The sequence below is a fragment of the Pseudomonas sp. B15(2017) genome (assembly GCF_002113215.1).
Classification (GTDB): Bacteria; Pseudomonadota; Gammaproteobacteria; order Pseudomonadales; family Pseudomonadaceae; genus Aquipseudomonas.
Genome location: NZ_NEJZ01000001.1, coordinates 527,115 through 551,544, shown reverse-complemented (window position 1 = coordinate 551,544; position 24,430 = coordinate 527,115). Strand labels below are relative to the sequence as shown.

Genomic DNA, 24,430 nt, shown 5'->3' with positions numbered 1-24,430 from the left:
CGGTCTCTGCCTGAATCATTAAATCAACCCACGCTGAATGAGTACCCGATGCGCCGAAAGAGGGTCCTCGGCCAGGAGCAGGTCAGTGATTTCGGAAGTTCTTGCGGACAACTCGGCGTGGTGAATGCACACCGTTGGTCCGGCAATCAGTTTTGGGCAGCTGATGCCATTCAACAGTTTCGGCAGCTGCGCAAGGCTCAGGGCTTTGCTGGAATACAGCAGGACGCCACGGGCTTGCAGGGTATCGGTTGCCAGCGCCAGCTCTCCGGCAGGCAGCGGCCAGTCAAACACCTGCACCGGGCAATCGGCGCTGCTGATCAGCCAGGCGCAGAGCCACAGGTGCGGTTCCAGTGGCAGATCCGACTGATTGACCAGCAGCAGCGGCGCGGTGCGCAACTGACGATTGTTATGGTAGATGCGCGCGCCGAATTTGCTGCGCAACCAGGCAAAAAAGAACACGCGCTCCATCTGCGCGCCAAACTGGCCTTGCCAGCGCTGTTCGAGATCGCTCAGCAGCGGCAGCAGCAATTGCTCGCACAGGGTGCGCGGCGGGTACAGCGCCATCGCCTGGTTGATGCAGTCGTCGAGGCTGCGCTCGTTCAGGTGAGTGACCGCCATAAGGGCGGCCTGGCGCAGCGGATGCCATTCGTCCTCCACCGGTTCGTTGAACGCCTGCGCCGTATCGAGCAATGGTTTGACCTGGCTGACCGCAACACCCCGGTTGAGCCAGGTGAGGATGTTCTGGATCCGCTGCACGTGGTCGGCGCTGTACAGGCGATGGCCCTTGGGCGTGCGGTGCGGAACGATCAGCCCGTAGCGGCGTTCCCAGGCGCGCAGAGTCACGGCATTCACGCCGGTCTGGCGTGCGACTTCGCGAATCGGCAGCCAGCCTTCGTCGAGGGCTTTCTTGAAGTCGGCGCCGAGGTCTTCACGGGCGCTGGTGTCGAGTGAGTCGTTCATCAAATGGCGTTTCGCAGGCTGAGGTTTTCCGGATGCGGTTGCAGGTACACCTGCTGCGCAATGTAGGGATCCGGGTGGAGGCGAAAGTGATGCTTGAGCAACGTCAGCGGCACCACCAGGGGCACGATGCCATGCCGGTACTGACCGATGATGTGTTGCACTTCCTGTTTTTCTTCGGGGCTGATGACCTGCTTCAGATAGCCACTGATGTGCTGCAGGACATTGCTGTGGGTGCGGCGGGTGGCGCATTTCTTCAGCGCCGCCATCAGTTCGCTGAAATAGCGTGGGCCCAGCTCGGTCGGGTCGGTCCGGCCCATGTTGCCCAGCAGACTGCCCAGCGCCTTGTATTGCACCGGGTTGTGGGCCATCAGCAGGTATTTGTAGCGCGAGTGAAAGTCGGTGAGGGCGCGGCGGCTCAAGCCTTGCTTGAGCACTTGCTGCCATTCGCGGTAGGCGAGTACGCGGGTGATGAAATTTTCCCGCAGCACCGGATCGTTAAGACGCCCGGCTTCTTCCACCGGCAGGTCCGGGTGCTGTGCACAGAACGCCTCGGCGTAAATGCCGCGCCCGCCGCCATTCACCGGTGCGCCGTTGGCGTGGTAGACCTTGACCCGCTCCAGTCCGCAGGATGGCGATTGCTGCATGAAGATGTAGCCGCAGATGTCACTGAGCTCCCCGGCCATTTTCTCGCCGTAAGCGGCCAGTGGCTGAGTGACATTGATCGCTGGATTGACGGTGCCGACCGCTTCAGGCCGGGCGGGGTCGCCCACCAGCCGGATCGGCTCGCGAGGAATTCCCAGGCCGATCGCTACTTCAGGACATACCGGAACGAATTCAAAATGCTCGGCCAGGGTGCGGCTGCACAGCCGCGACTCCTTGTGGCCACCGTTGTAGCGAACTTCGGCCCCCATCAGGCAGGCGCTGATGGCGATTTTTGGCAGGGACGTCGATGAGTCGGACATGCAGCAACCTCGAATCTGAACCTGTACAGACGAGTAAATCTGTACAACATTCTTCAAGCATAGATTCAAAGGTGTACAAGTCAAATGGTTTGTACAAGTTTATGAGTTTTTCAGCTCCAGCCCATTTTCCAGCGTGAATCATCTTGCAGAGCATGCCAGTCGCATTGCTCGGTACGCCGGGTCAGCACTGCCTGCAACTCGATTTCCAGCACCGTGCCGTCCTCGTCGCTGAACAGTTCGGTCACCAGGAAATGCTTTTCACGGTTTTGCGGGTGGGCTGCTGTCCATTTCGACAGCAGCAATTTGCGCGGATTGATGCGATTCACTGCAGGTGTTCGTGCAAGCGTCTTGCCGCCTCCTGACCACTGAGCCAGGCCCCTTCGACGCGACCCGACAGGCACCAGTCGCCACAGGCGTACAGGCCCAGATCGGCGTCGGCCAGGGTGCCCCATTCATGGCTGCTGGCCGGGCGGGCATAGAGCCAGCGGTGGGCGAGGCTGAAGGTCGGGGCCGGCATGGCGCTGTGCAGCAATTCGGCGAAGGCGCCGTGCAATTGTTCGATCACCGCTTCCTTGGGCAGGTCGATGTGTTGTCGGCTCCAGGCGCTGGTGGCGTGCAGGACCCAGGTATCGCACGTGGTGTCGCGGCCCGGTTTGCTGCGGTTGCGGGCCAGCCAGTCGAGTGCGCTGTCCTGGACGAAGCAGCCTTCGATCGGCGTATCCAGCGGCGTGTCGAAGGCCAGGGCGACGGCCCAGGTCGGGTCCATTTTCACCCCGGCAGCGGCACCGGCGAGTTTCGGCGCAGCGGCCAGCAGGGCAGTGGCCTGCGGCGCCGGCGTGGCGATCACCACATGGCTGAACGGCCCATGGGTAAAGCCTTCGGCGTCCTGCAGATGCCAGTGTTCTTCGCCGCGATAGACCTCAGTGATCCGGCAGGCGAAATGCACTTCTAGCCCATCAAGCAGTCCCCGGGTGATGGCGCTCATGCGCGGCGTGCCGACCCAGCGGGTCTGTTCGTCCGGTGACAGATTCAACTGCCCGCCGTGAAAGGTGTAGAGCTGCGGGGCCCATTCGGCGACCCAGCCCTTGCTTTGCCAGCGCTGAACTTCAGTCACGAAGCGCCGATCACGGGCGGTGAAGTATTGCGCGCCCATGTCCAGAGAGCCTGCGTCGCTGCGTTTGCTCGACATGCGTCCGCCGCTGCCACGGCTTTTATCGAACAACTGAACGGTATGCCCGGCATCCGTCAGGGCCTGGGCGGCGGAGAGTCCGGCGATGCCGGTGCCAATGATTGCGATAGGTACAGTCATAGGGGCCTCGTTTACCTTTCTGTACAGACTACGCCGTCGATGAAACCTGTACAATTTTGTTTTTTGGTATAACTTCCAGCGTTCTGGTTCTGACAGCTTGGCCTATGGTTAAACAATAGAGCCTGCCCGATAGAAAAGATCCCTGTTTATAAAAATAGACTAGTGATCGGGGTAAAACGCCACGCGAGGAAGAAGTCATGCACATATTGCTGACCGGCGGTACTGGATTGATCGGACGTCAGCTTTGCCGGCACTGGTCCGGGCAGGGGCATCGCCTGACAGTCTGGAGTCGTCGTCCGGAAAAAGTCGCGAAAATCTGTGGCGCCCAGGTGCGTGGAGTCGCGCATCTGGAGGACCTTGGCGATGAGCCGGTCGACGTGATCGTCAACCTCGCCGGCGCGCCGATTGCCGACCGGCCATGGACCCATCGACGCAAGGCGCTGTTGTGGAGCAGCCGGATCACGTTGACCGAATCGTTGCTGGCGTGGCTGGAAAATTGCGGGCAGAAACCATCGCTGCTGATCTCGGGTTCTGCCGTGGGTTGGTATGGTGACGGCGGCGAGCGCGAGTTGACCGAAGACTCGCCACCGGTGATCGATGATTTCGCCAGTCAGTTGTGCATCGCCTGGGAGGAAACCGCGCAGCGCGCCGAAGCGATGGACATTCGCGTGGTGCTGGTGCGCACCGGGCTGGTGCTGTCGGCCGAGGGCGGCTTTTTGTCGCGCCTGCTGCTGCCGTTCAAGCTTGGGCTGGGCGGGCCTTTGGGCAACGGTCGGCAGTGGATGCCGTGGATTCATATCGATGACCAAATCGCTCTGATTGATTTTCTTCTGCACCGCAATCAGGCGAGCGGTCCTTATAATGCGTGCGCGCCGAACCCTGTGCGCAATCGCGAATTTGCCAGGACGCTGGGCAGCGTGCTGCACCGCCCGGCGTTCATGCCGATGCCGGCCCTCGCCTTGAAGGTCGGGCTCGGCGAGATGTCATTGCTGTTACTGGGTGGCCAACGGGCCACGCCGAAACGCTTGCTGGAAGCGGGATTCACTTTCCGGTTCACGGATTTACGCGCGGCCCTGGACGATCTTTCCGGCCGCCTCTGAAATAGGACGTTGCATGACCGATCACGCCTTGCTTCTGGTCAACCTGGGTTCGCCGGCCTCCACTTCGGTGGCCGACGTGCGCAGCTACCTCAATCAATTTTTGATGGACCCATACGTGATCGACCTGCCGTGGCCGGTACGACGTCTGCTGGTGTCGCTGATCCTGATCAAGCGCCCCGAGCAGTCGGCCCATGCCTACGCCTCGATCTGGTGGGAGGAAGGTTCGCCGCTGGTGGTGCTCAGCCGTCGTCTGCAACAGCAGACGACGGCGCAGTGGACTCACGGCCCGGTTGAGCTGGCCATGCGTTACGGCGAGCCGTCGATCGAGACAAGCCTGTTGAAGCTGGTCGCGGCGGGGCACAAACGCATTACCCTCGCACCGCTTTATCCACAGTTCGCCGACAGCACCACGACCACGGTGATCGAAGAAGCCAGGCGCGTGCTGCGCGAGAAGAAGCTCAATGTGCAACTGTCGGTGTTGCAGCCGTTCTACGATCAGCCGGAATACCTCGACGCGCTGGTGGCGAGCGCCAAGCCGCACTTGCAGCAGGATTACGATCACCTGTTGCTCAGCTTCCACGGTTTGCCGGAGCGGCACCTGACCAAGCTCGACCCGACCGGCAATCATTGCTTCAAGAATGAAGATTGCTGCAAAAACGCTTCGGCTGCCGTGCTGGCCACCTGTTATCGCGCCCAGTGCCTGCGCACGGCGGCGTTGTTTGCTGAGCGCATGGGGCTGCCGGACGGCAAGTGGTCGGTGTCATTTCAGTCGCGGCTGGGCCGGGCGAAATGGATCGAACCCTACACCGAAGCGCGCCTGGATGAACTGGCCAAAAGCGGCGTGAAGAAGATTCTGGTGATGTGCCCGGCGTTCGTTGCCGATTGCATCGAGACCCTGGAAGAGATCGGCGATCGCGGCAAGGAACAGTTCCGAGAGGCGGGGGGAGAGGAGTTGGTGCTGGTGCCATGCCTGAATGATGACCCGCAATGGGCGAAGGCATTGGCAACGCTGTGCGAACGGGCGCCACTGGCCCTTTGATGATCGTCGATGATTGATCGTTCCCACGCGTGGGAACGATCAGTGTGGGGTGATCCGCGTGGGAACGATCTTGAAGCTAGGGCTTAGATCAGCGGCTCATCCGCCTTCTTCTGCTTCCAGCCGTCATTGCCCGGCAGCAGCAGGTTCAGCGCAATCGCCACCACCGCGCACAGCGCGATGCCTTTGAGGCCGAAGTCGTCGGGACCTGTGCCGGTGCCGACCAGCACACCGCCGATACCGAACACCAGGGTCACCGAAACGATCACCAGATTGCGCGCCTCGCCCAGGTCGATCTTGTGACGGATCAGGGTGTTCATCCCCACCGCCGCAATCGAACCGAACAGCAGGCACAGAATCCCGCCCATCACCGGTACCGGAATGCTTTGCAGCAGGGCCCCGAACTTGCCGATGAACGCTAGGGCGATGGCGAAGATCGCCGCCCAGGTCATGATTTTCGGGTTGTAGTTCTTGGTCAGCATCACCGCGCCGGTCACTTCCGCGTAGGTGGTGTTTGGCGGACCGCCGAACAGGCCGGCTGCGGTGGTGGCGATGCCGTCACCCAGCAGGGTGCGATGCAGGCCCGGCTTCTTCAGGTAGTCGCGACCGGTCACGCTGCCGACTGCAATCACGCCGCCGATGTGTTCGATGGCCGGGGCCAGCGCCACCGGGACGATGAACAGGATTGCCTGCCAGTTGAATTCCGGTGCGGTGAAGGCGGGCAGGGCGAACCACGGTGCCGCGGCAATCTTCGCGGTGTCGACCACGCCGAAGTAGAAGGACAGGGCAAAGCCCACCAGCACGCCGGAAATGATCGGCACCAGACGGAAGATTCCCTTGCCGAACACCGCCACGACCAGCGTGGTCAGCAGCGCCGGCATCGAGATCATCATCGCGGTCTGGTAATGGATCAGCTCCGAACCGTCGCCGGCCTTGCCCATCGCCATGTTCGCGGCAATCGGCGCCATGGCCAGGCCAATGGAGATGATCACAGGGCCAATCACCACCGGCGGCAGCAGACGGTCAATGAAACCGGTGCCTTTGATCTTCACGGCAAGGCCGAGGAAGGTGTAGACGAAACCGGCCGCCATCACGCCGCCCATGGTCGCGGCGAGGCCGAACTGGCCCTTGGCGAGAATGATCGGGGTGATGAAGGCGAAGCTCGACGCCAGGAATACCGGCACCTGACGCCCGGTGACGATCTGGAACAAAATCGTGCCCAGACCTGCGGTAAACAGTGCCACGTTCGGGTCCAGGCCCGTGATCAGTGGCATCAGCACCAGGGCGCCGAAAGCCACGAACAGCATCTGTGCGCCGGACAGCACCGTACGCCAGAGCGGATCGTTAAACTCTTGCTGCATGCTTACGCGTCCTTCTGCTTGGTGCCGAAAATCTTGTCACCGGCATCGCCAAGCCCAGGAATGATGTAACCGTGCTCGTTGAGTTTCTGATCAATGGACGCGGTGTAGATGATCACGTCCGGGTGAGCCTGCTCGACAGCGGCAATGCCTTCCGGCGCGGCCACCAGCACCATCGCGCGGATGTCCTTGCAACCGGCCTTCTTCAGCAGGTCGATGGTCGCAACCATGGAGCTGCCGGTGGCGAGCATCGGGTCGATGATCATCGCCAGGCGTTCGTCGATTTCCGGAACCAGTTTTTCCAGATAGGTGTGGGCCTGCAGGGTTTCTTCGTTACGGGCAACGCCGACGGCGCTGACCTTTGCGCCCGGGATCAGGCTCAGCACACCTTCGAGCATGCCGATGCCGGCACGCAGGATCGGCACGACGGTAATCTTCTTGCCGGCGATTTTCTCGACCGACACCGTGCCGCACCAACCTTCGATATCGTAGGTTTCCAGCGGCAGGTCTTTGGTAGCTTCATAGGTCAACAGGGCACCGACTTCCTGAGCGAGCTCACGGAAATTCTTGGTGCTGATGTCTGCACGGCGCATAAGGCCAAGTTTGTGACGGATCAGCGGATGGCGGATCTCTTGGATGGACATGGGGAAAGGCTCCGGCGGCGGGCAAAAAAACCGGCCTAGATTAATCTATCCGAGGGTGATGTCCTATAGGACATACAGTACGTTAGTCCACAAATGCTTGATTCGGCTCCGGTTGATGCGTACCTTTGCCCGCTTTTCCGAAATCCGTCCCCCCTGGAGAGCGCCATGTCCGCTGATCTCGAGCATATCCGTCAAATCATGCGAGAGGCTGACTGCCTGTACACCGAAGCTGAAGTCGAGGCTGCCATTGCCCGCGTCGGTGCACAAATCAACGAACAACTGGCCGACAGCAACCCGGTGGTGTTCTGCGTGATGAACGGCGGCCTGATCTTCTCCGGCAAACTGCTGACTCATCTGCAGTTCCCGCTGGAAGCGTCCTACCTGCACGCCACCCGTTATCGCAACGAAACCAGCGGCGGCGACCTGTTCTGGAAAGCCAAGCCGGAAGTCTCGTTCATCGACCGCGACGTGCTGATCATCGACGACATCCTCGACGAAGGTCACACCCTGGGCGCGATCATCGACTTCTGCCGTCACGCCGGCGCGCGCAAAGTGCACACCGCCGTGCTGATCGACAAGGACCACGACCGCAAGGCCCGTCCTGACCTGAAAGCCGACTTCGTCGGCCTGCCGTGCGTTGACCGCTACATCTTCGGTTACGGCATGGACTACAAAGGCTACTGGCGCAACGCCAACGGGATCTTCGCCGTCAAAGGCATGTAATTGCGGGTAATCCCCGATCCCTGTGGGAGCGGGCTTGCCCGCGATGGCGGATTGTCTGACACATTGATGTCGGATTAATCGACGCTTTCGCGGGCAAGCCACGCTCCCACAGTTGTTTTGCGTGTGCTGATCCATCCGCAATACCCATGCTAGAGTGCTCGGCCCCGCCCCCGGAGCCTGTCATGAGCCTTTTGATCCGCAGCGCCATCGCCCTGTTGCTGACCCTCAGCCTGCCTTTGGCCGCCGCCCCGATGCACAGCCAGTTCCTGCCGCCGGACGACCTGACCCTGCGCGATGCCGAACCCGAGCAGCAGCAACTGTTGCAGGTCACCGATTATTCGGTCGTCGTGGGCACCCAGCGTCAGTCCAATCAGCAGCCGATCCCGGTGACCTCGCCGCTGATGATCCGCCTCAAAGGCAAGTTCCTGAACAAGGGCGCGACGATCAATCAGGTGCTGGTCAACTTCGATGGCGAAAGCAAAAGCCTGAAAAAACCGGTGTATGACGACAAGAGCAAGACGCTGACGCTGTTCTATCCGCTGGCCCAGTACCGGGTAATCATCGACCTGCTGCGCAATGACACTGTGTACGTGCAGTTCCTCAGTTACGCCAACGGCCACATCTGGGCCGATTTGCACACCGGCAGCACGCGCTCGCGTTGAGCCTTGTGCCTGTGCAGGGGTAAACTGCCCGCCCCGTGAAATGTCTGCGAGCTGGAGTCGGCAATGCGTAAAGATAAGAAGCAAGTGATTGGTGACGAGATCGGCGATGAGCAGATCAAGCTGTTCCTCGATTTTGAGCCGGTCGACGCCACCTCGCCGTCGCTGCACAAGCTGGTCAAGGCTTACCGGGGCCTGCGCATCGACGATTTCGAGCGTTTCCTGACGTTCTTCGTTGCAGCCGGTTATGACCTGGATGGCAAGGACGAGCACGGCAAGACCTTCGTCGACCAGATCCGCGATCAACGCAACGCGGCGGAATACATCGAGCTGATCGAGAAAGCGCGCGGCTGATAGCCCGAAGTTTTCCACAGGCATAAAAAACGCCCCGCACTCACCGAGTGCGGGGCGTTTTTTCATGGAGCCGAATCAGGCGTAGCTTTCGGTCTCGTTGCTGGCTTCAACCAGTTCCAGCGCGACGTTGTTCTGCGTGTTGATCTTGCGATACAGCGCAGCGTCGGTTTCCAGGACCTTTTCGCGGGCCGGGAAGATTTCCGCCAGTTTGGCAGCCCACTCACCCTTGGCCTTTTCCGGGAAGCATTTCTCGATCAGTTCCAGCATGATCGAAACGGTCACCGAAGCGCCTGGCGAAGCGCCGAGCAGGGCGGCGAGCGAGCCGTCCTTCGCCGCGACCAGTTCGGTACCGAACTGCAGGATGCCGCCTTTTTTCGGGTCTTTCTTGATGATCTGCACCCGTTGGCCGGCCACTTCCAGGCGCCAGTCTTCAGCTTTCGCCTCCGGGTAGAAACGACGCAGGGATTCCAGGCGCTGCTCCATCGACTGCATCACTTCGCTGACCAGGTACTTGGTCAGGTCCATGTTGTTTTTCGCCACGGCCAGCATCGGGCCAATGTTGCCGGCGCGAACCGACAGCGGCAGGTCCATGAAGGAACCGTGCTTGAGGAACTTGGTGGTGAAACCGGCGTATGGCCCGAACAGCAGGGATTTCTTGCCGTCGACCACGCGGGTGTCCAGGTGCGGCACCGACATCGGCGGCGAACCCACGGCGGCCAGGCTGTAAACCTTGGCCTGGTGATGCTTGACCACTTCCGGGTTGTCGCAACGTAGCCACTGGCCGCTGATCGGGAAGCCGCCGAAGCCTTTGCTTTCTTCGATGCCCGAGGCTTGCAGCAGCGGCAGGGCCGCGCCACCAGCGCCGAGGAACACGAACCTGGCGTCGACTTCACGGGTGTTGCCGCTGTTGACGTCCTTGATGCTGACGGTCCAGCCGTTGGCGTTACGCTTGAGGCCGGTCACGCGCTTGCAGTACTTGACCTGAGCATCGGGTGCGCTGGTCAGGTGCTTGAGCAACTGATTGGTCAGGGCGCCGAAGTTGACGTCGGTGCCGTTGATCACGCGGGTGGCGGCGAGTACCTGGTCTTTCGGACGACCCGGCATCATCAGCGGCATCCACTCGGCCATCTTCGCCTTGTCTTCGGTGTATTCCATGTCGGCGAAAGCGTGGTGCTTGTGCAGCACGTTGAAGCGTTCCTTGAGGAACGACACGCCTTTCTCACCCTCGACGTAACTCAGATGCGGCACAGGGCTGATGAAGGATTTGCATGAGCCGAACGTGCCCTTTTTGGTCAGGTACGACCAGAACTGCTTCGACACCTCGAACTGGGTGTTGATGTGCACGGCCTTCTTGATGTCGACGGTGCCGTCGGCAGCCTGCGGCGTGTAGTTCAGCTCGCACAGGCCGGCGTGGCCGGTACCGGCGTTGTTCCATGGGTTGGAACTCTCCGCGGCACCGGAATCCATCAGCTCGACGACTTCCAGCTTGATCGCCGGGTCGAGCTCTTTGAGCAGTACTGCGAGGGTGGCACTCATGATGCCGGCCCCAACCAGAACTACGTCGACTGCTTCGTTATGCGCCATTTAACGCGTCTCCAAAATCTGCAGCACCAAATTGTCGGCATGGCTGCCAGGCGTCCAGGGCAGGTCAGTTGGGCCCCGGGTATCCTTGGTCAGGTGTGCCATGTCCGAATCTTCGCAATTTTTCGCAACTTCGACGGATGCGTGCGGCCTGGCTTAAAGAGTTCCATGAACTCATTTCGGCACGCGGCTGGCAATTCGACTTATGGTCGAGACATCCGTTTGTGCAACCAAATCCGTAGCGGACAGGCTTCAGGCTCCGGTATTCGAGGCGTTCCCGTTCCTGTGTCGTTGGGCTGTTTCAGACGCTAATGGTGCATGTTCAGACGCAAAACTATTCATTTGCTCGCCACACTCTTGTGAAGTTGTGAAAACCCGTTTTTTTCACGCTCTTTTGAAGACGTGAACCTCAAAAAGGGCTGTCCGGGGCTGGCACCGTGCCCGGAGGGGCAAACAACTCAGTGGCCGAGCGTCATGACAGCTCTGCAGATTCGCGAAAAGCGGGATTTGCCAGGGAAACAGCAAGCACGCCAGCTTCACTCGATCTGTGTGGGCGGCTCTCTGTGGGCGATTTGGATGCCAATGCAAGCGCATTGACGCTGTTGCGAGGCCCGATCAGGAGACGTCCTTATAATCGGGGGGAGATTGTATCGAAGAAATGCGGGGAGTTGGTCGAGTTTAATGACTTTTATTAGGCATCCGGTCAGATGCTCAACATCGCCTGAGCGCGTGCGCGTGGGCGCTGCTGTTCGACCCGGGCGCTGGCAGGCAGTGGCTGGTGCAACCAGTTGAGACGGATTTCCTCGATTTCCACCCAGCCGTCACCCATTGGCTGCAGGCTGCACTGTTTGAAAGCCTGGCAATGGCCGTTGCGGTCGAGCAGGGCGAAGCTGCGGTGCAGCGGGCGTGGAGCGAACAACGAGATCAGATAGCGCATGGCAGTGTTCCTTTTGGGGATCTGTGAGGAAGCTTGTCAAAACGCCGTGACGCGAACGTGTATGGGGGGTGAAGAATGTGTGACAGGAACCGCTGGCAGCGGGTTTTGTCTGAGATTTCAGTGCTGGTGACCCACAGTGGCCCACCGCTATACTGCCGGCCTGTCTGTGCCTGATTCTGGAGAGAAGAGCATGTTGCAACGCCTGTTGTTCGGTTTGATCACTGTGACCAGTTTGACCCTGGTTGGCTGCGCCCACAGCCCGCAACAACTGAGCCCGGAACCGAAGCTGACCACTCAGCTGGCACCGGTCGGCCACGGCCAGCCTGTCGTGGTTCGCGTCGTGGACGGTCGTCCGTCGCCAACCCTTGGCACCCGTGGCGGTCTGTACCCGGAGACCAGCGCCATCACCGTGCAGCGCGAGCAGATCCTGCCGAAGTTGCAGGCCCAGGCCGAAGCGGCCGTGCGTCTGTTGGGCTTCACCCCGTCCAACGGCGCGATGAATGCTCCACAGCTGACCGTGACCCTGACTGAACTGAAATACCAGTCGCCGAAAGAAGGCATGTATGTGACCGAAGCCACCATCGGCGCGACATTCCGCTCCGACGTGCAGAGCGGCAACCGTCGCTACAGCGGCCGTTACGGCGCGTCGCTGGACCAGCGTTTCGGCATGGCGCCGAATCAGGAAACCAACACCAAACTGGTCAGCGACGTGCTGAGCGATGCGCTGACTCGTCTGTTCAAGGACCCGAGCATCGGTCAGATCCTGGCGGAATAAGCTTTTCGTCAGATCCGCAAAGCCCGGGGTCAGTGATGGCCCCGGGCTTTTTCGTTCAGGCGGCCTGGGAATAGAAATCGAGGACGCTGACGCCGGTGAGCAGATCGGTCTCGGGCAAGTCCGCGTGCTGGTGTCCGCCGAGGGCGCAGTACACGAGCCAGTGACGATCCTGAACATTGAAGGCCAGGCTGCCGACGAGGGTCTGCTGTTCGTCGGACGGGGAGATGAGGTACAGGCGATCCTGATTTTCAGCGTGAAGCATGTCGCGTTCCGTGTCGGTTTCGAGGCGCGCATGGTGACTGAAACAAATGACGATGCCGTGACACAGGACAGCCATCGGTCGATTGACGGGTTATTTGTCGCAAAGGGTAGGGCAGTAGGGGAGTGTTTCGGTAGAATCCGCGCCGCGGTCGTCGGTCTGGCGTTCGCCAAACCGGTCTAGATTGAGGTCTGTGATGTCGCTGCACTTGATGACGCTGTTTACCGCCCATCCCGCCAAACTGATCAACCTGCTGGCCCTGCTGTTGGCCTTCCCCGGCAGTTGGCTGCTGCATGCGACCCGTCGCCGTGAACAACGGGCCATGGCCAGTATCGCGGCCCAGCGTCAGCAGAAGCCTGATCAGGAGCCGGTGCTCGATTGGGCGACCCTGCGCATGAACCGCTTTTTCTACCGCTTCGGTTTCGCCTGCCTTGGTCTGGCGTTATTGGTGTCCTGGATCAGTACCCGCTTCTGAACGAAAAACGGCGCCCGAAGGCGCCGTTCCCGTATCTGGCCGATACCGCTTACAGCGGCAGTCCAGCCTTGACCCGGTACTGATTGCGCACCGGCGTCGCATATTGCAGCACCAGATACGGACGATGCTCCTCGGGGCAGGCGTCCAGACGGTTCTGCCATTCTTCCTGGGCCTTGGCCAGTTCTTCGGCACCGAACACTTCGGCAGCCTTCGGCACGTTCAACTGCGGATCGGCATCGGCCCACTGTGCGTACGCCAGGTAATGCACCGGGAACAGCCGGTAGCCGCCGAGAATCTGCTTGTCCATCTCGACCGCCAATTGCTTGGTGTCTTCGAACAGCTCGGTGATCGGCGCGGCGAAGTTCACGTGCACCCGGCCCTTATAACCGGTGATGCCCTTGGCGATGCTCACGTCATCCTCGCCCGGCGCCTTGCTGTAGGTGCCGGTGGTGGCGCGGATATATAGCTCGCGGGCCTTGGCCTGATCGCACGGATCGTATTCGTAGCTGATCGACACCGGGGTCAGGTTCAGCGACCGGATGACCTCGCCGAACGGCTCGTCCTTGCGGCTCATGTGGAACATCTTGAGGATCGCCGACTCGGTACGGTCGTCACCGTCCTTCGCGCGGCCTTCGGCCTGGGCGATCCAGATCGAGGCGCAGTCGTTGCGGATCGAGTGGTTGATATAGGCCGACAGCAACTGGTACGCGGCCATTTTCTCCCGGCGCCCGGTGATCGAGCGGTGCACGATGAAGCTCTTGTTCAGGCGCATCAGGTCGCTGACGAACGGCTTTTGCAGCAGGTTGTCGCCAATCGCGATACGCGGCGTCGGCAGGCCCGCGTGGTACACGGCGTAGTTGACGAAGGCCGGATCCATCACGATGTCGCGGTGATTGGCGATGAACAGATAGGCGCTGCCGGACTTGAATTGCTCGACACCGGTGTAGGTCACGCCATCGGTGGCGCGCTCGATGGTGTGGTCGACGTAGAACTCGACCTTGTCCTGCAATGTGGCCACGGAGGTCACGTCGGCAAACTCACGACGCAGCCGATGGGCTATAAGTGGTTTGAGCATCCAGCCGAAGGCACCGGCAAAACGCGGGAAGCGGAAGTGGGTGAGGATATCTAGAAACGCCTTGTCGCCGAGCAGTCGCGCCAGTACCGCAGGTACTTCGCTGTCGTCGTAAGGTCGGATGGCATCGAATTCGCCCATCATGCTCTCTTGTTGGAAACGGCTAGGGTAAGTAAAGGTTTTGATCGAAAACCAACGGGGCACGGTCTGAAAAAGTAGCCAGACAAAAATAGCCCTGCAAATAGACCGGCGATTATACGCACAAGTCACTTGGGAGACCGCGATGCTGGAAAGCGCAGTATATGAATGTCCGTATTGTGGTGAAGAGGTCGAGACGACCGTGGATCTCTCCGGTGGCGACCAGACTTATATTGAGGACTGTCAGGTCTGTTGTCGGCCGATCACCTTTGTGTTGCAGGTCCATGGAGAGGACTGGTTTCTGGAAGTCTTCAGCGAAAACGAGTGAGGCGCGCCCATGCAGCGAATCTACGAGCCGGAAAACCTGATGGAAGGCGAGATGCTCAAGGGCATGCTCGCCAGCGAAGGCATCGAGGCGCACCTGGTCGGGCGCGATCTGCTGGGCGGTACGGGCGAGTTGCCGATCTTCGGTCTGTTGGGCCTGTCGGTGGATGACGACCAGGCGGAATACGCCCGCGAGCTGATCAGTGCGTACAATGCCGCGCTGCCGCTGCCCGGCGATGAACCGGACAGCTATCCCGGGACGCTGGTCTGTTAGGCTGGCGTTCGTTTTATTAGTGAGTCGTGTTGCCCCATGTGTGGACGTTATGCCCTGTTTCGCTGGAACCGCGATTTCGCGAACCTGCCCGGTTTTCCTGCCGACCAGCAGGCACAGTGGAACATTTCCCCCAACGATTCGGTATTGATGCTGCGCGCCGAACCCGACGGCCAGCGCGCGCTGGCTCGTGCCCGTTGGGGGCTGACACCGCCGTGGCTGACCGATCTTTCTCGTACGCCGGCCCACGCCCGGGCCGAAACCGTCGCCGAGCAACCGATGTTCCGTGAGGCCCTGCGCCTGCGCCGCTGCCTGTTGCCGGCCAACGGCTTCTACGAATGGCGCGGCACCACGCGCAAGCGTCCGTACTGGCTGACGCCGGGGGAAGGTTCTTCGTTGTTTTTTGCGGCGATCTGGGAAGCGTATCCGGTGCAGGAACAAGTGTGGCTGAGCACGGCGGTCATCACCCAGCCTGCGGCCAGTCAGCGCCGACCGTTGATTCTTGATGAGGCGGGGCAGGAAGCGTGGCTCGATCCCGAAACGCCACTGCATGTCCTTCAAGGGTTGCTCGCCAGCGAACCTGCGACTTTGCGCGAGCGGGTGCTGGCGAACCTGGTCAATGATCCGAAGCTCAACGGGCCGGAGTGTCTGACTCCGGCCTGATGTGTCGCTGCTCGCAGCCCAATCGCGAGCAAGCTCGCTCCCACACTGGATTTTCGGTGCTCACACACTTTGTGATCACACGCTCCCCTGTGGGAGCGAGCTTGCTCGCGATAAGGTCCGAAGGACCTTCCGGCGTCTTTACACCTTGAACTGGTTGATCAACCGCCGCTGCTGCTCCGCCAGTTTGGTCAGATCGGCACTCGCCGAACTCGACTCATCCGCGCCACCGGCCACTTCATTGGCCACCTGACCGATATTGATCACGTTGCGGTTGATATCGTCCGCCACCGCGCTCTGTTCTTCGGCGGCGCTGGCGATCTGGGTGTTCATGTCGTTGATCACCGACACTGCCTGAGTGATGGTCTCCAGCGCCTCGGCGGCCTTGGCCGCGTGCTGCACGCTTTCATCGGTGCGGTTCTGGCTGTCTTCCATGACCCGCACCACATCGCGGGTGCCCTGTTGCAGTTGCTGGATCATGCTCTGGATTTCTTCGGTGGCCTGCTGGGTTTTCTGCGCCAGATTGCGCACCTCATCGGCCACTACTGCAAAACCGCGTCCCTGCTCACCGGCACGGGCGGCTTCGATCGCCGCGTTGAGGGCCAGCAGGTTGGTCTGCTCGGCGATCCCGCGAATGGCGATGAGGATCGCGTTGATGTTTTCGCTGTCCTTGGCCAGCGTCTGCACCACATCCACGGCCTTGCCGATTTCCACGGCCAGCACGCCAATCGAATTGGAGGTGTCGCGCACGATCTGCATGCCTTGCGCCGCTGCCTGATCCGCATGGCTGGCGGCTTGCGCCGCCTGGGTCGCATTGCGCGCCACGTCCTGGGCGGTGGCGGTCATTTCCTGCACGGCAGTGGCGACCTGATCGATTTCTGCCATTTGTTTCTGCACGCCGATGTTGGTGCGGATGGCGATATCGGCGGTGTGTTCCGAAGAGTCGCTGACGCTCTGCACCGAAGTCACCACTTGGGTGATCATCGCCTGCAACTTGGCCAGGAAGGTATTGAAGCCCTTGGCGATCGAGCCCAGTTCGTCATTGCGGTCACTGCTCAAGCGACGGGTCAGGTCGCCTTCGCCCTGGGCGATGTCATCAAGCATGGTCACCATTTGCTTGAGCGGTCGGGCGATGCCGTGGCCCACCAGCCAGATCACCAGCAGGCCGAGGCCGGCGATGAGCAGGCCGACCATGGCCATGCCGAACGTGTCGGATTTGCGCTGGGCGTCGAGGTCGCCTTGCAGCTTTTGCAGATCGGCCATCACCGCGTCGAGCGGCAGTTGCAGCATCAGCGTCCAGCGCGCGTCGGTCTGGCCGATGCCGAACGGCAGGTACAGCTCGATCCGGCCTTGCTCTTTATTGACGGAATAGGTCACTTCGCCGCGCTTGAGGTTGGCCATGCTGGCAATCTGCTGGGCGTCGAGGATATCGCTGACCTTCTCGCCGAATTTGCTCGGGTCCTTGGTGTAGGCGACGATCCGGCCGTTGCCGCCGATCAGGGCCATTTGCCCGGCGGCGCCGTACAGCTTCTGGTTGGCGCCCAGGAGCATTTCCTGGATGAAGTTCACCGACAGGTCGGCGCCGACGATGCCCTGGAAGGCGCCGTTGAGCATGATCGGTTCAATAAAGGAGGCGAGCATGACGATCTTGTCGCCGACCTTGTACGGGGCGGGATCGATCACGCAGGATTTTTTGGTTTCTTTCGAGCACAGGTAGTACTCGCTGGCGCGTATGCCGGTGGACAGGACTTTCTGGTCATCGACGTCCACCAGTTTGTCCAGGCCGAGGGTGCCGTCGTCGTTGCGGAACCACCATGGCAGGAAGCGCCCGTTGGCAGGGTCGATACCGACCACACTAGTGCCGACGAAAGCCGCGTCATTGTGATCCAGCGCGTTCTTTTCCCAGCCGATGTAGGTGCCGAGAATCTTCGGGTTCTTCTCGACGTTTTCTTTGATCAGGCTGATCAGTTGCTCGCGGCTGACGGTCAGTCGCGGCTGGCCATCGGCGCCCGGCGTGCCGAGCAGGGCGTTGACCCGCACCAGTCCGCCGGCGATCAACAGCGGCGCTTCCAGTTCGCGCTGGATCTGGCTGACCTGGGTCTGTGCCAGCGAGGTCAGGCGCTGTTCGATGACTTGCTCGAACTGGGCCTGGGTCCGTTGCTGGACCATTTCCTGGGTGCGGGCACCGGAGAACAGCGCATACAGCACCAGCGCGGCGACTACGCTGAGTACGATGGCGCCGGCCAGGGCGGCCACGGAAAACTGGATCGACTTGAACTTCATGGGAGCTCCGCACGCGAGAGGACGTCTGCGCTGTTGTATCGGCAGCGGCTATTGCGCCATGAGGTTGCGGACGAGTAATTGCAGGCGGATGTCGCAAATGGACCCGTGCGCGACGCGAATGCGCAGGGTTTGTCGGTGGGTATGAATTTTTTCCTACAGGTCAGAGGGCGTTTTCTGAAAGTGCGTGCAACACGTCCGTTGTATCTGGCGTCGATACAATTACCCGCCTAGGATACGCGGCAGGTTTTCAGGGAGCTTTTGAATGAACAAGACATTGGTTGTAAGTGCACTGAGCGCGGCGCTGTTGCTGGCCGGTTGTCAGTCGGTCAACACCACCAGCGGCGGTGCCGTGGGCGTGGAGCGCAAGCAGTACATGTTCAGCATGCTGTCCTCGCAAGAGGTCGACCAGATGTATGCCCAGTCCTATCAGAAGACCGTGGGCGAAGCGTCCAGCAAAGGCGTGCTGGACAAGACCAGCAACGATGCCAAGCGCATTCAGGCCATCGCCAACCGGCTGATCGCCCAGGCACCGAATTTCCGTCCGGATTCGGCGCAATGGAAGTGGGAAGTGAACCTGATCAAGAGCGACGAACTCAACGCCAACTGCGGTCCTGGCGGCAAGATCATTTTCTACACCGGGCTGATCGACAGCCTGAAACTCACCGACGATGAAATCGCTGCGGTCATGGGCCATGAAATCGCCCATGCCCTGCGCGAGCACGGTCGTGAAGCAATGTCCAAGGCCTATGGCATCGAAATGGCCAAGCAGGGCGCCGGTGCGTTGCTCGGCCTGGGTCAGGACAGCCTGGCGCTGGCCGACACCGTGGCCAACTACGGCATGACGCTGCCCAACAGTCGCGCCAACGAAAACGAAGCCGACCTGATCGGCCTGGAACTGGCCGCACGTGCCGGCTACAACCCGAATGCCGCGATCACCCTGTGGAACAAGATGAGCAAGGCGTCCGAAGGTGCACCGCCAGAGTTCATGAGCACTCACCCGGCGTCGTCCAGCCGGATCGCTTCCCTGGAAGCGGCAATTCCGAAGGTCATGCCGCTGTACGAGAAAGCGCCCAAGTCCTGAAACAATGATCGCTCCCGCACTGAGTGCGGGAGCGATCTGCCGGATCAAACCCAGCCGCTGCTCTGCATCGCCTTGTACACCGCAACGATCGCCAGGATCAGGAACGCCGAGGCGGCCAGTCGACGGATCAGGGTCAACGGCAGTTTCTCTGCTGCAAAATTACCCGCCAGTACCACCGGCACGTTGGCGATCAGCATGCCCGCCGTGGTGCCGATAATCACCAGCCACAGCTCCGGGTATTGCGCGGCCAGCATCACCGTGGCGATCTGGGTCTTGTCGCCGATTTCCGCCAGGAAGAACGCGATCAGCGTGGTCAGGAATGGCCCGAACTTGCGGGCGGTGCTGGCTTCATCGTCATCCATCTTGTCCGGCACCAGCGTCCACAGGGCGGTGGCGGCGAAGCTCGCGGCGAGAATCCAGTGCAGGACGGAATCCGAGAAGAAGCTGCCGAACCAGGCGCCAACCGCACCGGCTGCTGCGTGGTTGGCCAGGGTCGCAGCGACGATACCGGCAATGATCGGCCAGGGTTTGCGGAAGCGAGCGGCGAGAATCAGCGCGAGCAGTTGCGTCTTGTCGCCGATTTCGGCCAAGGCAACGATTGCGGTGGGAACGAGTAACGAGTCCAGCATCAGGATTTCCTAAGGGGCGGGTCGACACGGCTATGACACGTACAGCCTTCCCGCCCCGGGTAAGGTGTGCGTGTCATAGGTCTTGTCAAACCCTGCGATCCGTCTGCTGCGGACGCTTGGGTCGCATACGCCATGATCTGAGGATCAAGTATGTTGACGTATGCCGGACGAGCTTGGCGCTCGTGGGAGACTACTCCCCTAGGACGGAGCGGATTCTGCCTAGGCCGAATCCATTCGGCAAGTGCTAATTTTTAGCCGCGCTTGGCCCGGTAAATCCGGAAACCATTGCCTTCGGCCTTGATCGCGCAGACTCCGAGATGCTCTTCGATCAACGGTTGATACTTCAGGAAGCTGTTCGCAACCAGGCGCAGTTCACCGCCGTTTTTCAGATGTTTGGCCGCTTTTCGCAGCAAGTTCTCGGTGGCGAAATAGTCGGTGTGAACGCCGACATGGAACGGCGGATTGCTCAAAATCGCGTTCAAACCCATCGGTGCGGCGTCGATGCCGTCACCGGTCAGCACATCGGCTTCCAGACCGTTGGCCGCCAGAGTCAAACGGCTGCTGGCGGCAGCGAAGGCGTCAACATCGAGCAACGTGACCTGATTGTGCGGGTAACGACGCTTGACCGCCGCGCCGAGCACGCCGGCGCCGCAACCGAAGTCCAGCAAATGTCCGCTCGGCAGTTTGTCCAGGTGTTCCAGCAGCAGGGCACTGCCGCGATCCAGTCGGCCGTGGCTGAATACGCCCGGCAGGCTGATGACCTTCAATGGGCCTTCGGCCAGCGGCAGTTCGTAAGTCTGCGCCAGGCTTTCCAGTGGTTTGGCTTGCGGGGCATTGGCCACGGTCACTTGCCACAATTGGCAATGGCGCGCGCTGTCGAGCTTGCGTGGTTTGCCGAACGGGTTGAGCTGTTTGGACGCGCCTTCGATGCCGCTGCGCTTTTCCCCGACCAGATACACCTCGCGCCCGGCCAGACGCGCAGCCACGGCATTGAGGATGTAATCGGTCAGGTCCTTGGCCTTGGGCAGGAACACCACGGTGCTGGTGAATTCGCGTTCCGGCACGTTTACGCCAAAATGGCTGCGACCTTCGAAACGCGCATCGAGTGCGGCCTGATCGCCGGCGTGCCAGCACCATCCAAACGCGTCGGGCAGACGCCCCAGCAAATCATCGGCAGGCAAACCGGCCAACAATACCGAACCCTGGAATAACTCGGCCTGACGAAGCAGTACTTCACTGCGCGGATCCATAACTGCTCCTGTGAAAAAAAGTGCCGCAGTTTATCAACTGACGACCCGCAGCGCCTTACCGCTGTAGAACGCCTGGGTGTTTTCCACCAGTTGGCCGACGATTCGTTGCCGCGCTTCGCGGCTGCCCCAGGCGTTGTGCGGCGTGACGATCAGGCGTGGGATGTCGACCGCCAGCAGCGGATTGCCGTTGGTCGGTGGTTCGATGCTCAGCACATCGGTGGCCGCGCCGCCCAGATGACCGCTGCGCAGGGCATCGGCCAGGGCCTGTTCGTCGATCAGCCCGCCACGGGCGGTATTGACCACGAAGGCGCCGGGTTTCATCGCGGCGAGTTCGCGGGCTCCGATGAAATGCCGGGTATGTTCGTTGAGCGGGCAGTGCAGGGTCAGGGCGTCGATCTGCGGCAGCAATTCTTCCAGCGGCAGGCGATCCGGACGGGCCGGGCGCCCCGGAATCTGCCCCAGCAACACGCGCATGCCGAAGGCTTCGGCCAGTCGCGCGACTGCGCCGCCGAGTTCACCGTGTCCGAGCAAACCCAGGGTTTTGCCTTCCAGCTCGACGATCGGGTAATCCAGCAGGCAGAACTGTTTCGCTTGTTGCCAGCGGCCCTCGCCGACGGCTTTTTGATAATCGGCCAGGCGCGTGGCGAGGTTGAGCAGCAGCATGATCGTGTGCTGCGCCACTGACGGCGTGCCGTAACCCTGACAGTTGCACACGGTGATGCCGTGGGCGCGGGCGGCGGCCAGATCGACGTTATTGGTGCCGGTGGCCGTGATCAGGACCAGTTTCAGCTGTGGGTTGGCGGCCATGGCGGCGGCGTCGATCAGGACCTTGTTGCTGATCGCCACGGTCGCCCCTTGCAGGCGGTCGCTCACTTGCGCAGGCAACGTCTGGGGGAACAGTTGCAGATCGCTGAAGCAGTCACGCAAAGGGCTCAGATCGAGATCGCCAAGATCCAGCGACGGGTGATCGAGGAATACGGCGCGGTGGGCGTTCGTCATCAACTGTACCTATTGTGCTTTGAAGGGAAGGCGTAATCTGCCGAGCCTACCAGATGAAACAACTCGTTACGCTTGGCCGAAAGGAGCCCCCATGTACTGGACCGAATTCTTGACCGTTGCCCTGATCCACCTGTTGGCCGTCGCCAGCCCCGGTCCTGATTTCGCCGTGGTGGTGCGCGAGAGCGTGACCCACGGGCGTCGCGCCGGCACCTGGACGGCATTGGGCGTGGGCACGGCGATTTTCCTGCACGTCGGTTATTCGCTGCTGGGGATCGGCCTGATCGTTTCCCAATCGATCGTGCTGTTCAACGCTCTGAAATGGGCCGCCGCCGCTTATCTGCTGTACATCGGTTTCAAGGCCCTGCGTGCGCAACCGGCGAAAACCGTGACCGATGATCTGCACAAAGAGGCCGGCGAGCGCACCGCACGTGGCGCCTTCACCTCAGGCTTCGTGACCAACGGCCTGAACCCGAAAGCCACGCTGTTTTTCCTGTCGCTGTTCACCGTGGTGATCAATCCGCACACGCCACTGGCAGTGCAGGCCGGTTACGGCATTTACCTGGCGGCTGCGACTGCAACCTGGTTCTGCCTGGTGGCGATGCTGTTCAGCCAGCAGCGCGTGCGTGCCGGTTTCGCCCGCATGGGCCACTGGTTCGACCGCACCATGGGCGCGGTGCTGATCGCCATCGGCGTGAAACTCGCGTTCACCGAGATGCATTGATTCTTCTGCGCTGTCATCTGTTTCGGCAAATGCTGGCGCAAAGCTAGCATTTGTACGGCTCTGCAAATCATTCCTTTGGCTGATTTGGCTGACGTATAACGGTTCTAGAGTACGAAACTCCAAAGCCAACACCGTGCAGTCAGAAAAGGGATTCTTATGTTGCAGACTCGCGTTATTCCGCCCGCCGAAGGGGCGTACCAGTATCCACTGCTGATTAAACGGCTGCTGATGTCGGGCGCCCGTTACGAGAAAACCCGCGAGATCATCTACCGTGACCAGTTGCGCTACAGCTACCCGACCCTGATCGAGCGGGTCGCGCGGCTGGCCAACGTGCTGACGGCGGCCGGCGTAAAGGCCGGTGATACCGTGGCGGTGATGGACTGGGACAGCCATCGCTACCTCGAATGCATGTTTGCGATCCCGATGATCGGCGCGGTGATCCACACCATCAACGTGCGCCTGTCGCCGGAACAGATTCTCTACACCATGAACCACGCCGAGGACCGCTTCGTGCTGGTCAACAGCGAGTTCGTAGGGCTTTACCAGGCCATCGCGCCACACCTGACCACGGTGGAGAAAACCCTGCTGCTGACCGATCTGCCGGAAAAAAGCGCCGATCTGCCGAACCTGGTGGGCGAGTACGAGCAACTGCTGGCGGCGGCGAGTCCGCTGTACGACTTCCAGGACTTCGACGAAAACTCGGTCGCCACCACGTTCTACACCACGGGCACCACCGGCAATCCGAAGGGCGTGTACTTCACCCATCGGCAACTGGTGCTGCACACCATGGGTGTGTCGACCATCATGGGCGCCATCGACAGCGTGCGGCTGCTGGGCACCAACGACGTGTACATGCCGATCACCCCGATGTTCCACGTGCATGCCTGGGGCCTGCCGTATGTGGCGACCATGCTCGGGCTCAAGCAGGTTTATCCGGGGCGTTACGACCCGGAATTTCTGGTCGAGCTGTGGCGCAAGGAAAAGGTCACGTTTTCCCACTGCGTGCCGACCATCCTGCAGATGGTTCTCAACGCCAAGGGCGCGCAAGACACCGATTTCGGCGGCTGGAAAATCGTCATCGGTGGCAGTGCGCTCAATCGCACGCTGTATGAAACGGCCAAGAGCAAGGGCATTCAACTGACGGCCGCGTATGGCATGTCGGAAACCGGGCCGTTGGTCTCTTGCGCGCATTTGAACGATGAGTTGATGGCGGGCACCGAAGACGAGCGCACTACTTACCGGATCAAGGCCGGCGTGCCGGGACCGTTGGTCGATGCGGCAATCATCGACAGCGAGGGCAGTTTCCTCCCGGCCGACGGTGAAACCCAGGGCGAACTGGTGCTGCGCGCACCGTGGCTGACCGAAGGCTATTTCAACGAACCGCAGAAGGGCGCCGAGCTGTGGGCCGGAGGCTGGTTGCACACCGGTGACGTCGCCACGATCGACAGCATGGGCGTGATCGACATCCGCGACCGGATCAAGGACGTGATCAAGACCGGCGGCGAATGGATTTCCTCGCTGGATCTCGAAGACCTGATCAGTCGCCATGTCGCGGTACGTGAAGTAGCAGTGGTGGGCATTGCCGATCCACAGTGGGGCGAGCGTCCATTTGCCTTGCTGGTGGTCCGCGAAGGGCATGCCATCGGGGCGCGCGAGCTCAAGGAACACCTCAAGCCATTCGTTGAATTGGGGCACTTGAGCAAGTGGGCGATCCCGAGCCAGATCGCGCTTGTTACTGAAATTCCCAAGACCAGTGTCGGCAAGCTCGACAAGAAGCGCATCCGCCTCGACATCACCGAATGGCAGGCCAACAACAGCACCTTCCTCTCGACGCTCTGAGCGTCCGCTGGCGCGCCGAAAACGGCGCGCC

The 24,430-nt window shown here is 60.9% G+C and carries 27 protein-coding genes, 1 pseudogene and 1 riboswitch; of the genes and pseudogenes, 13 read left to right on the top strand and 15 right to left on the bottom strand.

Going from position 1 to position 24,430, the window contains the following annotated elements:
- Positions 1-18 precede the first annotated feature (18 nt).
- The 4 genes from CAF73_RS02510 to CAF73_RS02495 form a co-directional block, all read right to left on the bottom strand.
- Positions 19-960: a MerR family transcriptional regulator gene (locus CAF73_RS02510; RefSeq protein ID WP_085701802.1), complete on the bottom strand. Its 942-nt coding sequence runs from the start codon at positions 958-960 to the stop codon at positions 19-21.
- Complete coding sequence (locus tag CAF73_RS02505; protein ID WP_085701801.1) at positions 960-1,922, bottom strand: DUF523 and DUF1722 domain-containing protein; 963 nt, start codon at positions 1,920-1,922, stop codon at positions 960-962. The genes CAF73_RS02510 and CAF73_RS02505 overlap by 1 nt, the downstream gene beginning before the upstream one ends.
- A gap of 110 nt (positions 1,923-2,032) precedes the next feature.
- Positions 2,033-2,248 carry a TIGR02450 family Trp-rich protein gene (locus CAF73_RS02500; protein ID WP_085701800.1) on the bottom strand — a complete coding sequence of 72 codons (216 nt, stop codon included), beginning with the start codon at positions 2,246-2,248 and terminating at the stop codon, positions 2,033-2,035.
- Positions 2,245-3,231, bottom strand: a complete 987-nt coding sequence (locus tag CAF73_RS02495) for an NAD(P)/FAD-dependent oxidoreductase (protein WP_007951687.1) — start codon at positions 3,229-3,231, stop codon at positions 2,245-2,247. The genes CAF73_RS02500 and CAF73_RS02495 overlap by 4 nt, the downstream gene beginning before the upstream one ends.
- A 197-nt stretch (positions 3,232-3,428) precedes the next feature.
- Here CAF73_RS02495 and CAF73_RS02490 point away from each other — a divergent pair, with 197 nt between their 5' ends.
- Entirely contained in the window at positions 3,429-4,331 is a 903-nt protein-coding gene (locus CAF73_RS02490; protein WP_085701799.1) for a TIGR01777 family oxidoreductase, read from the top strand.
- 13 nt (positions 4,332-4,344) lie between these two features.
- Positions 4,345-5,370 carry a ferrochelatase gene (hemH, locus tag CAF73_RS02485; RefSeq protein WP_085701798.1) on the top strand — a complete coding sequence of 342 codons (1,026 nt, stop codon included), beginning with the start codon at positions 4,345-4,347 and terminating at the stop codon, positions 5,368-5,370.
- An 83-nt stretch (positions 5,371-5,453) separates the two neighbouring features.
- Here the strand turns inward: hemH and CAF73_RS02480 are convergent, their stop codons facing one another.
- Together CAF73_RS02480 and upp are read right to left on the bottom strand one after the other, a co-directional pair.
- Positions 5,454-6,728, bottom strand: a complete 1,275-nt coding sequence (locus CAF73_RS02480) for a uracil-xanthine permease family protein (protein WP_085700874.1) — start codon at positions 6,726-6,728, stop codon at positions 5,454-5,456.
- Between the two features lie 2 nt (positions 6,729-6,730).
- Entirely contained in the window at positions 6,731-7,369 is a 639-nt protein-coding gene (gene upp / locus CAF73_RS02475) for a uracil phosphoribosyltransferase (protein WP_011335903.1), read from the bottom strand.
- A gap of 165 nt (positions 7,370-7,534) precedes the next feature.
- Between upp and CAF73_RS02470 the strand changes: the two genes are divergently transcribed.
- From CAF73_RS02470 to CAF73_RS02460, 3 genes are all read left to right on the top strand, one after another.
- On the top strand, positions 7,535-8,092 hold the full coding sequence (locus tag CAF73_RS02470) for a hypoxanthine-guanine phosphoribosyltransferase (protein ID WP_085700873.1): 558 nt from the start codon (positions 7,535-7,537) through the stop codon (positions 8,090-8,092).
- Positions 8,093-8,274: 182 nt separating this feature from the next.
- Positions 8,275-8,754, top strand: coding sequence for a hypothetical protein (locus tag CAF73_RS02465; RefSeq protein WP_085700872.1), 480 nt, complete (start codon positions 8,275-8,277; stop codon positions 8,752-8,754).
- A gap of 63 nt (positions 8,755-8,817) precedes the next feature.
- Positions 8,818-9,105: a PA4642 family protein gene (locus CAF73_RS02460; RefSeq protein WP_085700871.1), complete on the top strand. Its 288-nt coding sequence runs from the start codon at positions 8,818-8,820 to the stop codon at positions 9,103-9,105.
- 75 nt (positions 9,106-9,180) lie between these two features.
- Here the strand turns inward: CAF73_RS02460 and mqo are convergent, their stop codons facing one another.
- Together mqo and CAF73_RS02450 are read right to left on the bottom strand one after the other, a co-directional pair.
- A complete protein-coding gene (mqo, locus tag CAF73_RS02455; RefSeq protein ID WP_085700870.1) occupies positions 9,181-10,689 on the bottom strand; it encodes a malate dehydrogenase (quinone) in 1,509 nt (502 codons plus the stop codon).
- A 700-nt stretch (positions 10,690-11,389) separates the two neighbouring features.
- On the bottom strand, positions 11,390-11,623 hold the full coding sequence (locus tag CAF73_RS02450; protein WP_039766297.1) for a hypothetical protein: 234 nt from the start codon (positions 11,621-11,623) through the stop codon (positions 11,390-11,392).
- Between the two features lie 190 nt (positions 11,624-11,813).
- Between CAF73_RS02450 and CAF73_RS02445 the strand changes: the two genes are divergently transcribed.
- A complete protein-coding gene (locus CAF73_RS02445; protein WP_085684758.1) occupies positions 11,814-12,398 on the top strand; it encodes a YajG family lipoprotein in 585 nt (194 codons plus the stop codon).
- A gap of 55 nt (positions 12,399-12,453) precedes the next feature.
- On the opposite strand, the gene CAF73_RS02440 is transcribed toward CAF73_RS02445, so the two are convergent.
- Positions 12,454-12,660, bottom strand: a complete 207-nt coding sequence (locus CAF73_RS02440; protein WP_039766399.1) for a hypothetical protein — start codon at positions 12,658-12,660, stop codon at positions 12,454-12,456.
- 193 nt (positions 12,661-12,853) lie between these two features.
- Here CAF73_RS02440 and CAF73_RS02435 point away from each other — a divergent pair, with 193 nt between their 5' ends.
- Positions 12,854-13,132, top strand: coding sequence for a hypothetical protein (locus CAF73_RS02435; RefSeq protein ID WP_085700869.1), 279 nt, complete (start codon positions 12,854-12,856; stop codon positions 13,130-13,132).
- Between the two features lie 49 nt (positions 13,133-13,181).
- Here the strand turns inward: CAF73_RS02435 and CAF73_RS02430 are convergent, their stop codons facing one another.
- Positions 13,182-14,348: a 1-acyl-sn-glycerol-3-phosphate acyltransferase gene (locus CAF73_RS02430; protein ID WP_085700868.1), complete on the bottom strand. Its 1,167-nt coding sequence runs from the start codon at positions 14,346-14,348 to the stop codon at positions 13,182-13,184.
- A gap of 139 nt (positions 14,349-14,487) precedes the next feature.
- Between CAF73_RS02430 and CAF73_RS02425 the strand changes: the two genes are divergently transcribed.
- Genes CAF73_RS02425 through CAF73_RS02415 form a run of 3 tightly spaced genes read left to right on the top strand, consistent with a single transcriptional unit; the run spans position 14,488 to position 15,600 of the window.
- On the top strand, positions 14,488-14,670 hold the full coding sequence (locus tag CAF73_RS02425; protein WP_007951671.1) for a CPXCG motif-containing cysteine-rich protein: 183 nt from the start codon (positions 14,488-14,490) through the stop codon (positions 14,668-14,670).
- A gap of 9 nt (positions 14,671-14,679) precedes the next feature.
- Complete coding sequence (locus tag CAF73_RS02420; RefSeq protein ID WP_085684752.1) at positions 14,680-14,940, top strand: putative signal transducing protein; 261 nt, start codon at positions 14,680-14,682, stop codon at positions 14,938-14,940.
- Positions 14,941-14,976: 36 nt separating this feature from the next.
- Positions 14,977-15,600, top strand: coding sequence for an SOS response-associated peptidase (locus CAF73_RS02415; RefSeq protein ID WP_085701797.1), 624 nt, complete (start codon positions 14,977-14,979; stop codon positions 15,598-15,600).
- 138 nt (positions 15,601-15,738) lie between these two features.
- On the opposite strand, the gene CAF73_RS30730 is transcribed toward CAF73_RS02415, so the two are convergent.
- Both CAF73_RS30730 and CAF73_RS30725 read right to left on the bottom strand, forming a co-directional pair.
- On the bottom strand, positions 15,739-16,482 hold the full coding sequence (locus CAF73_RS30730) for a methyl-accepting chemotaxis protein (RefSeq protein WP_371917943.1): 744 nt from the start codon (positions 16,480-16,482) through the stop codon (positions 15,739-15,741).
- Positions 16,483-16,593: 111 nt separating this feature from the next.
- Positions 16,594-16,791: pseudogene (locus CAF73_RS30725) on the bottom strand (HAMP domain-containing protein); the annotation flags it as partial.
- Positions 16,792-18,142: 1,351 nt separating this feature from the next.
- Here CAF73_RS30725 and CAF73_RS02405 point away from each other — a divergent pair.
- Positions 18,143-18,961, top strand: a complete 819-nt coding sequence (locus CAF73_RS02405; RefSeq protein ID WP_085700865.1) for a M48 family metallopeptidase — start codon at positions 18,143-18,145, stop codon at positions 18,959-18,961.
- A 44-nt stretch (positions 18,962-19,005) separates the two neighbouring features.
- Here the strand turns inward: CAF73_RS02405 and CAF73_RS02400 are convergent, their stop codons facing one another.
- From CAF73_RS02400 to CAF73_RS02390, 3 genes are all read right to left on the bottom strand, one after another.
- Positions 19,006-19,590 carry a TMEM165/GDT1 family protein gene (locus CAF73_RS02400; protein WP_007956837.1) on the bottom strand — a complete coding sequence of 195 codons (585 nt, stop codon included), beginning with the start codon at positions 19,588-19,590 and terminating at the stop codon, positions 19,006-19,008.
- A gap of 88 nt (positions 19,591-19,678) precedes the next feature.
- Positions 19,679-19,801: riboswitch (yybP-ykoY riboswitch) on the bottom strand.
- A 40-nt stretch (positions 19,802-19,841) separates the two neighbouring features.
- Entirely contained in the window at positions 19,842-20,840 is a 999-nt protein-coding gene (locus tag CAF73_RS02395; RefSeq protein ID WP_085701795.1) for a class I SAM-dependent methyltransferase, read from the bottom strand.
- Between the two features lie 33 nt (positions 20,841-20,873).
- Positions 20,874-21,839: a 2-hydroxyacid dehydrogenase gene (locus CAF73_RS02390; RefSeq protein WP_085701794.1), complete on the bottom strand. Its 966-nt coding sequence runs from the start codon at positions 21,837-21,839 to the stop codon at positions 20,874-20,876.
- Positions 21,840-21,930: 91 nt separating this feature from the next.
- Between CAF73_RS02390 and CAF73_RS02385 the strand changes: the two genes are divergently transcribed.
- Positions 21,931-22,560: a LysE family translocator gene (locus CAF73_RS02385; RefSeq protein WP_085700862.1), complete on the top strand. Its 630-nt coding sequence runs from the start codon at positions 21,931-21,933 to the stop codon at positions 22,558-22,560.
- Between the two features lie 156 nt (positions 22,561-22,716).
- Positions 22,717-24,399 carry a fatty acid--CoA ligase gene (locus tag CAF73_RS02380; protein ID WP_085701793.1) on the top strand — a complete coding sequence of 561 codons (1,683 nt, stop codon included), beginning with the start codon at positions 22,717-22,719 and terminating at the stop codon, positions 24,397-24,399.
- Positions 24,400-24,430: the final 31 nt, after the last annotated feature.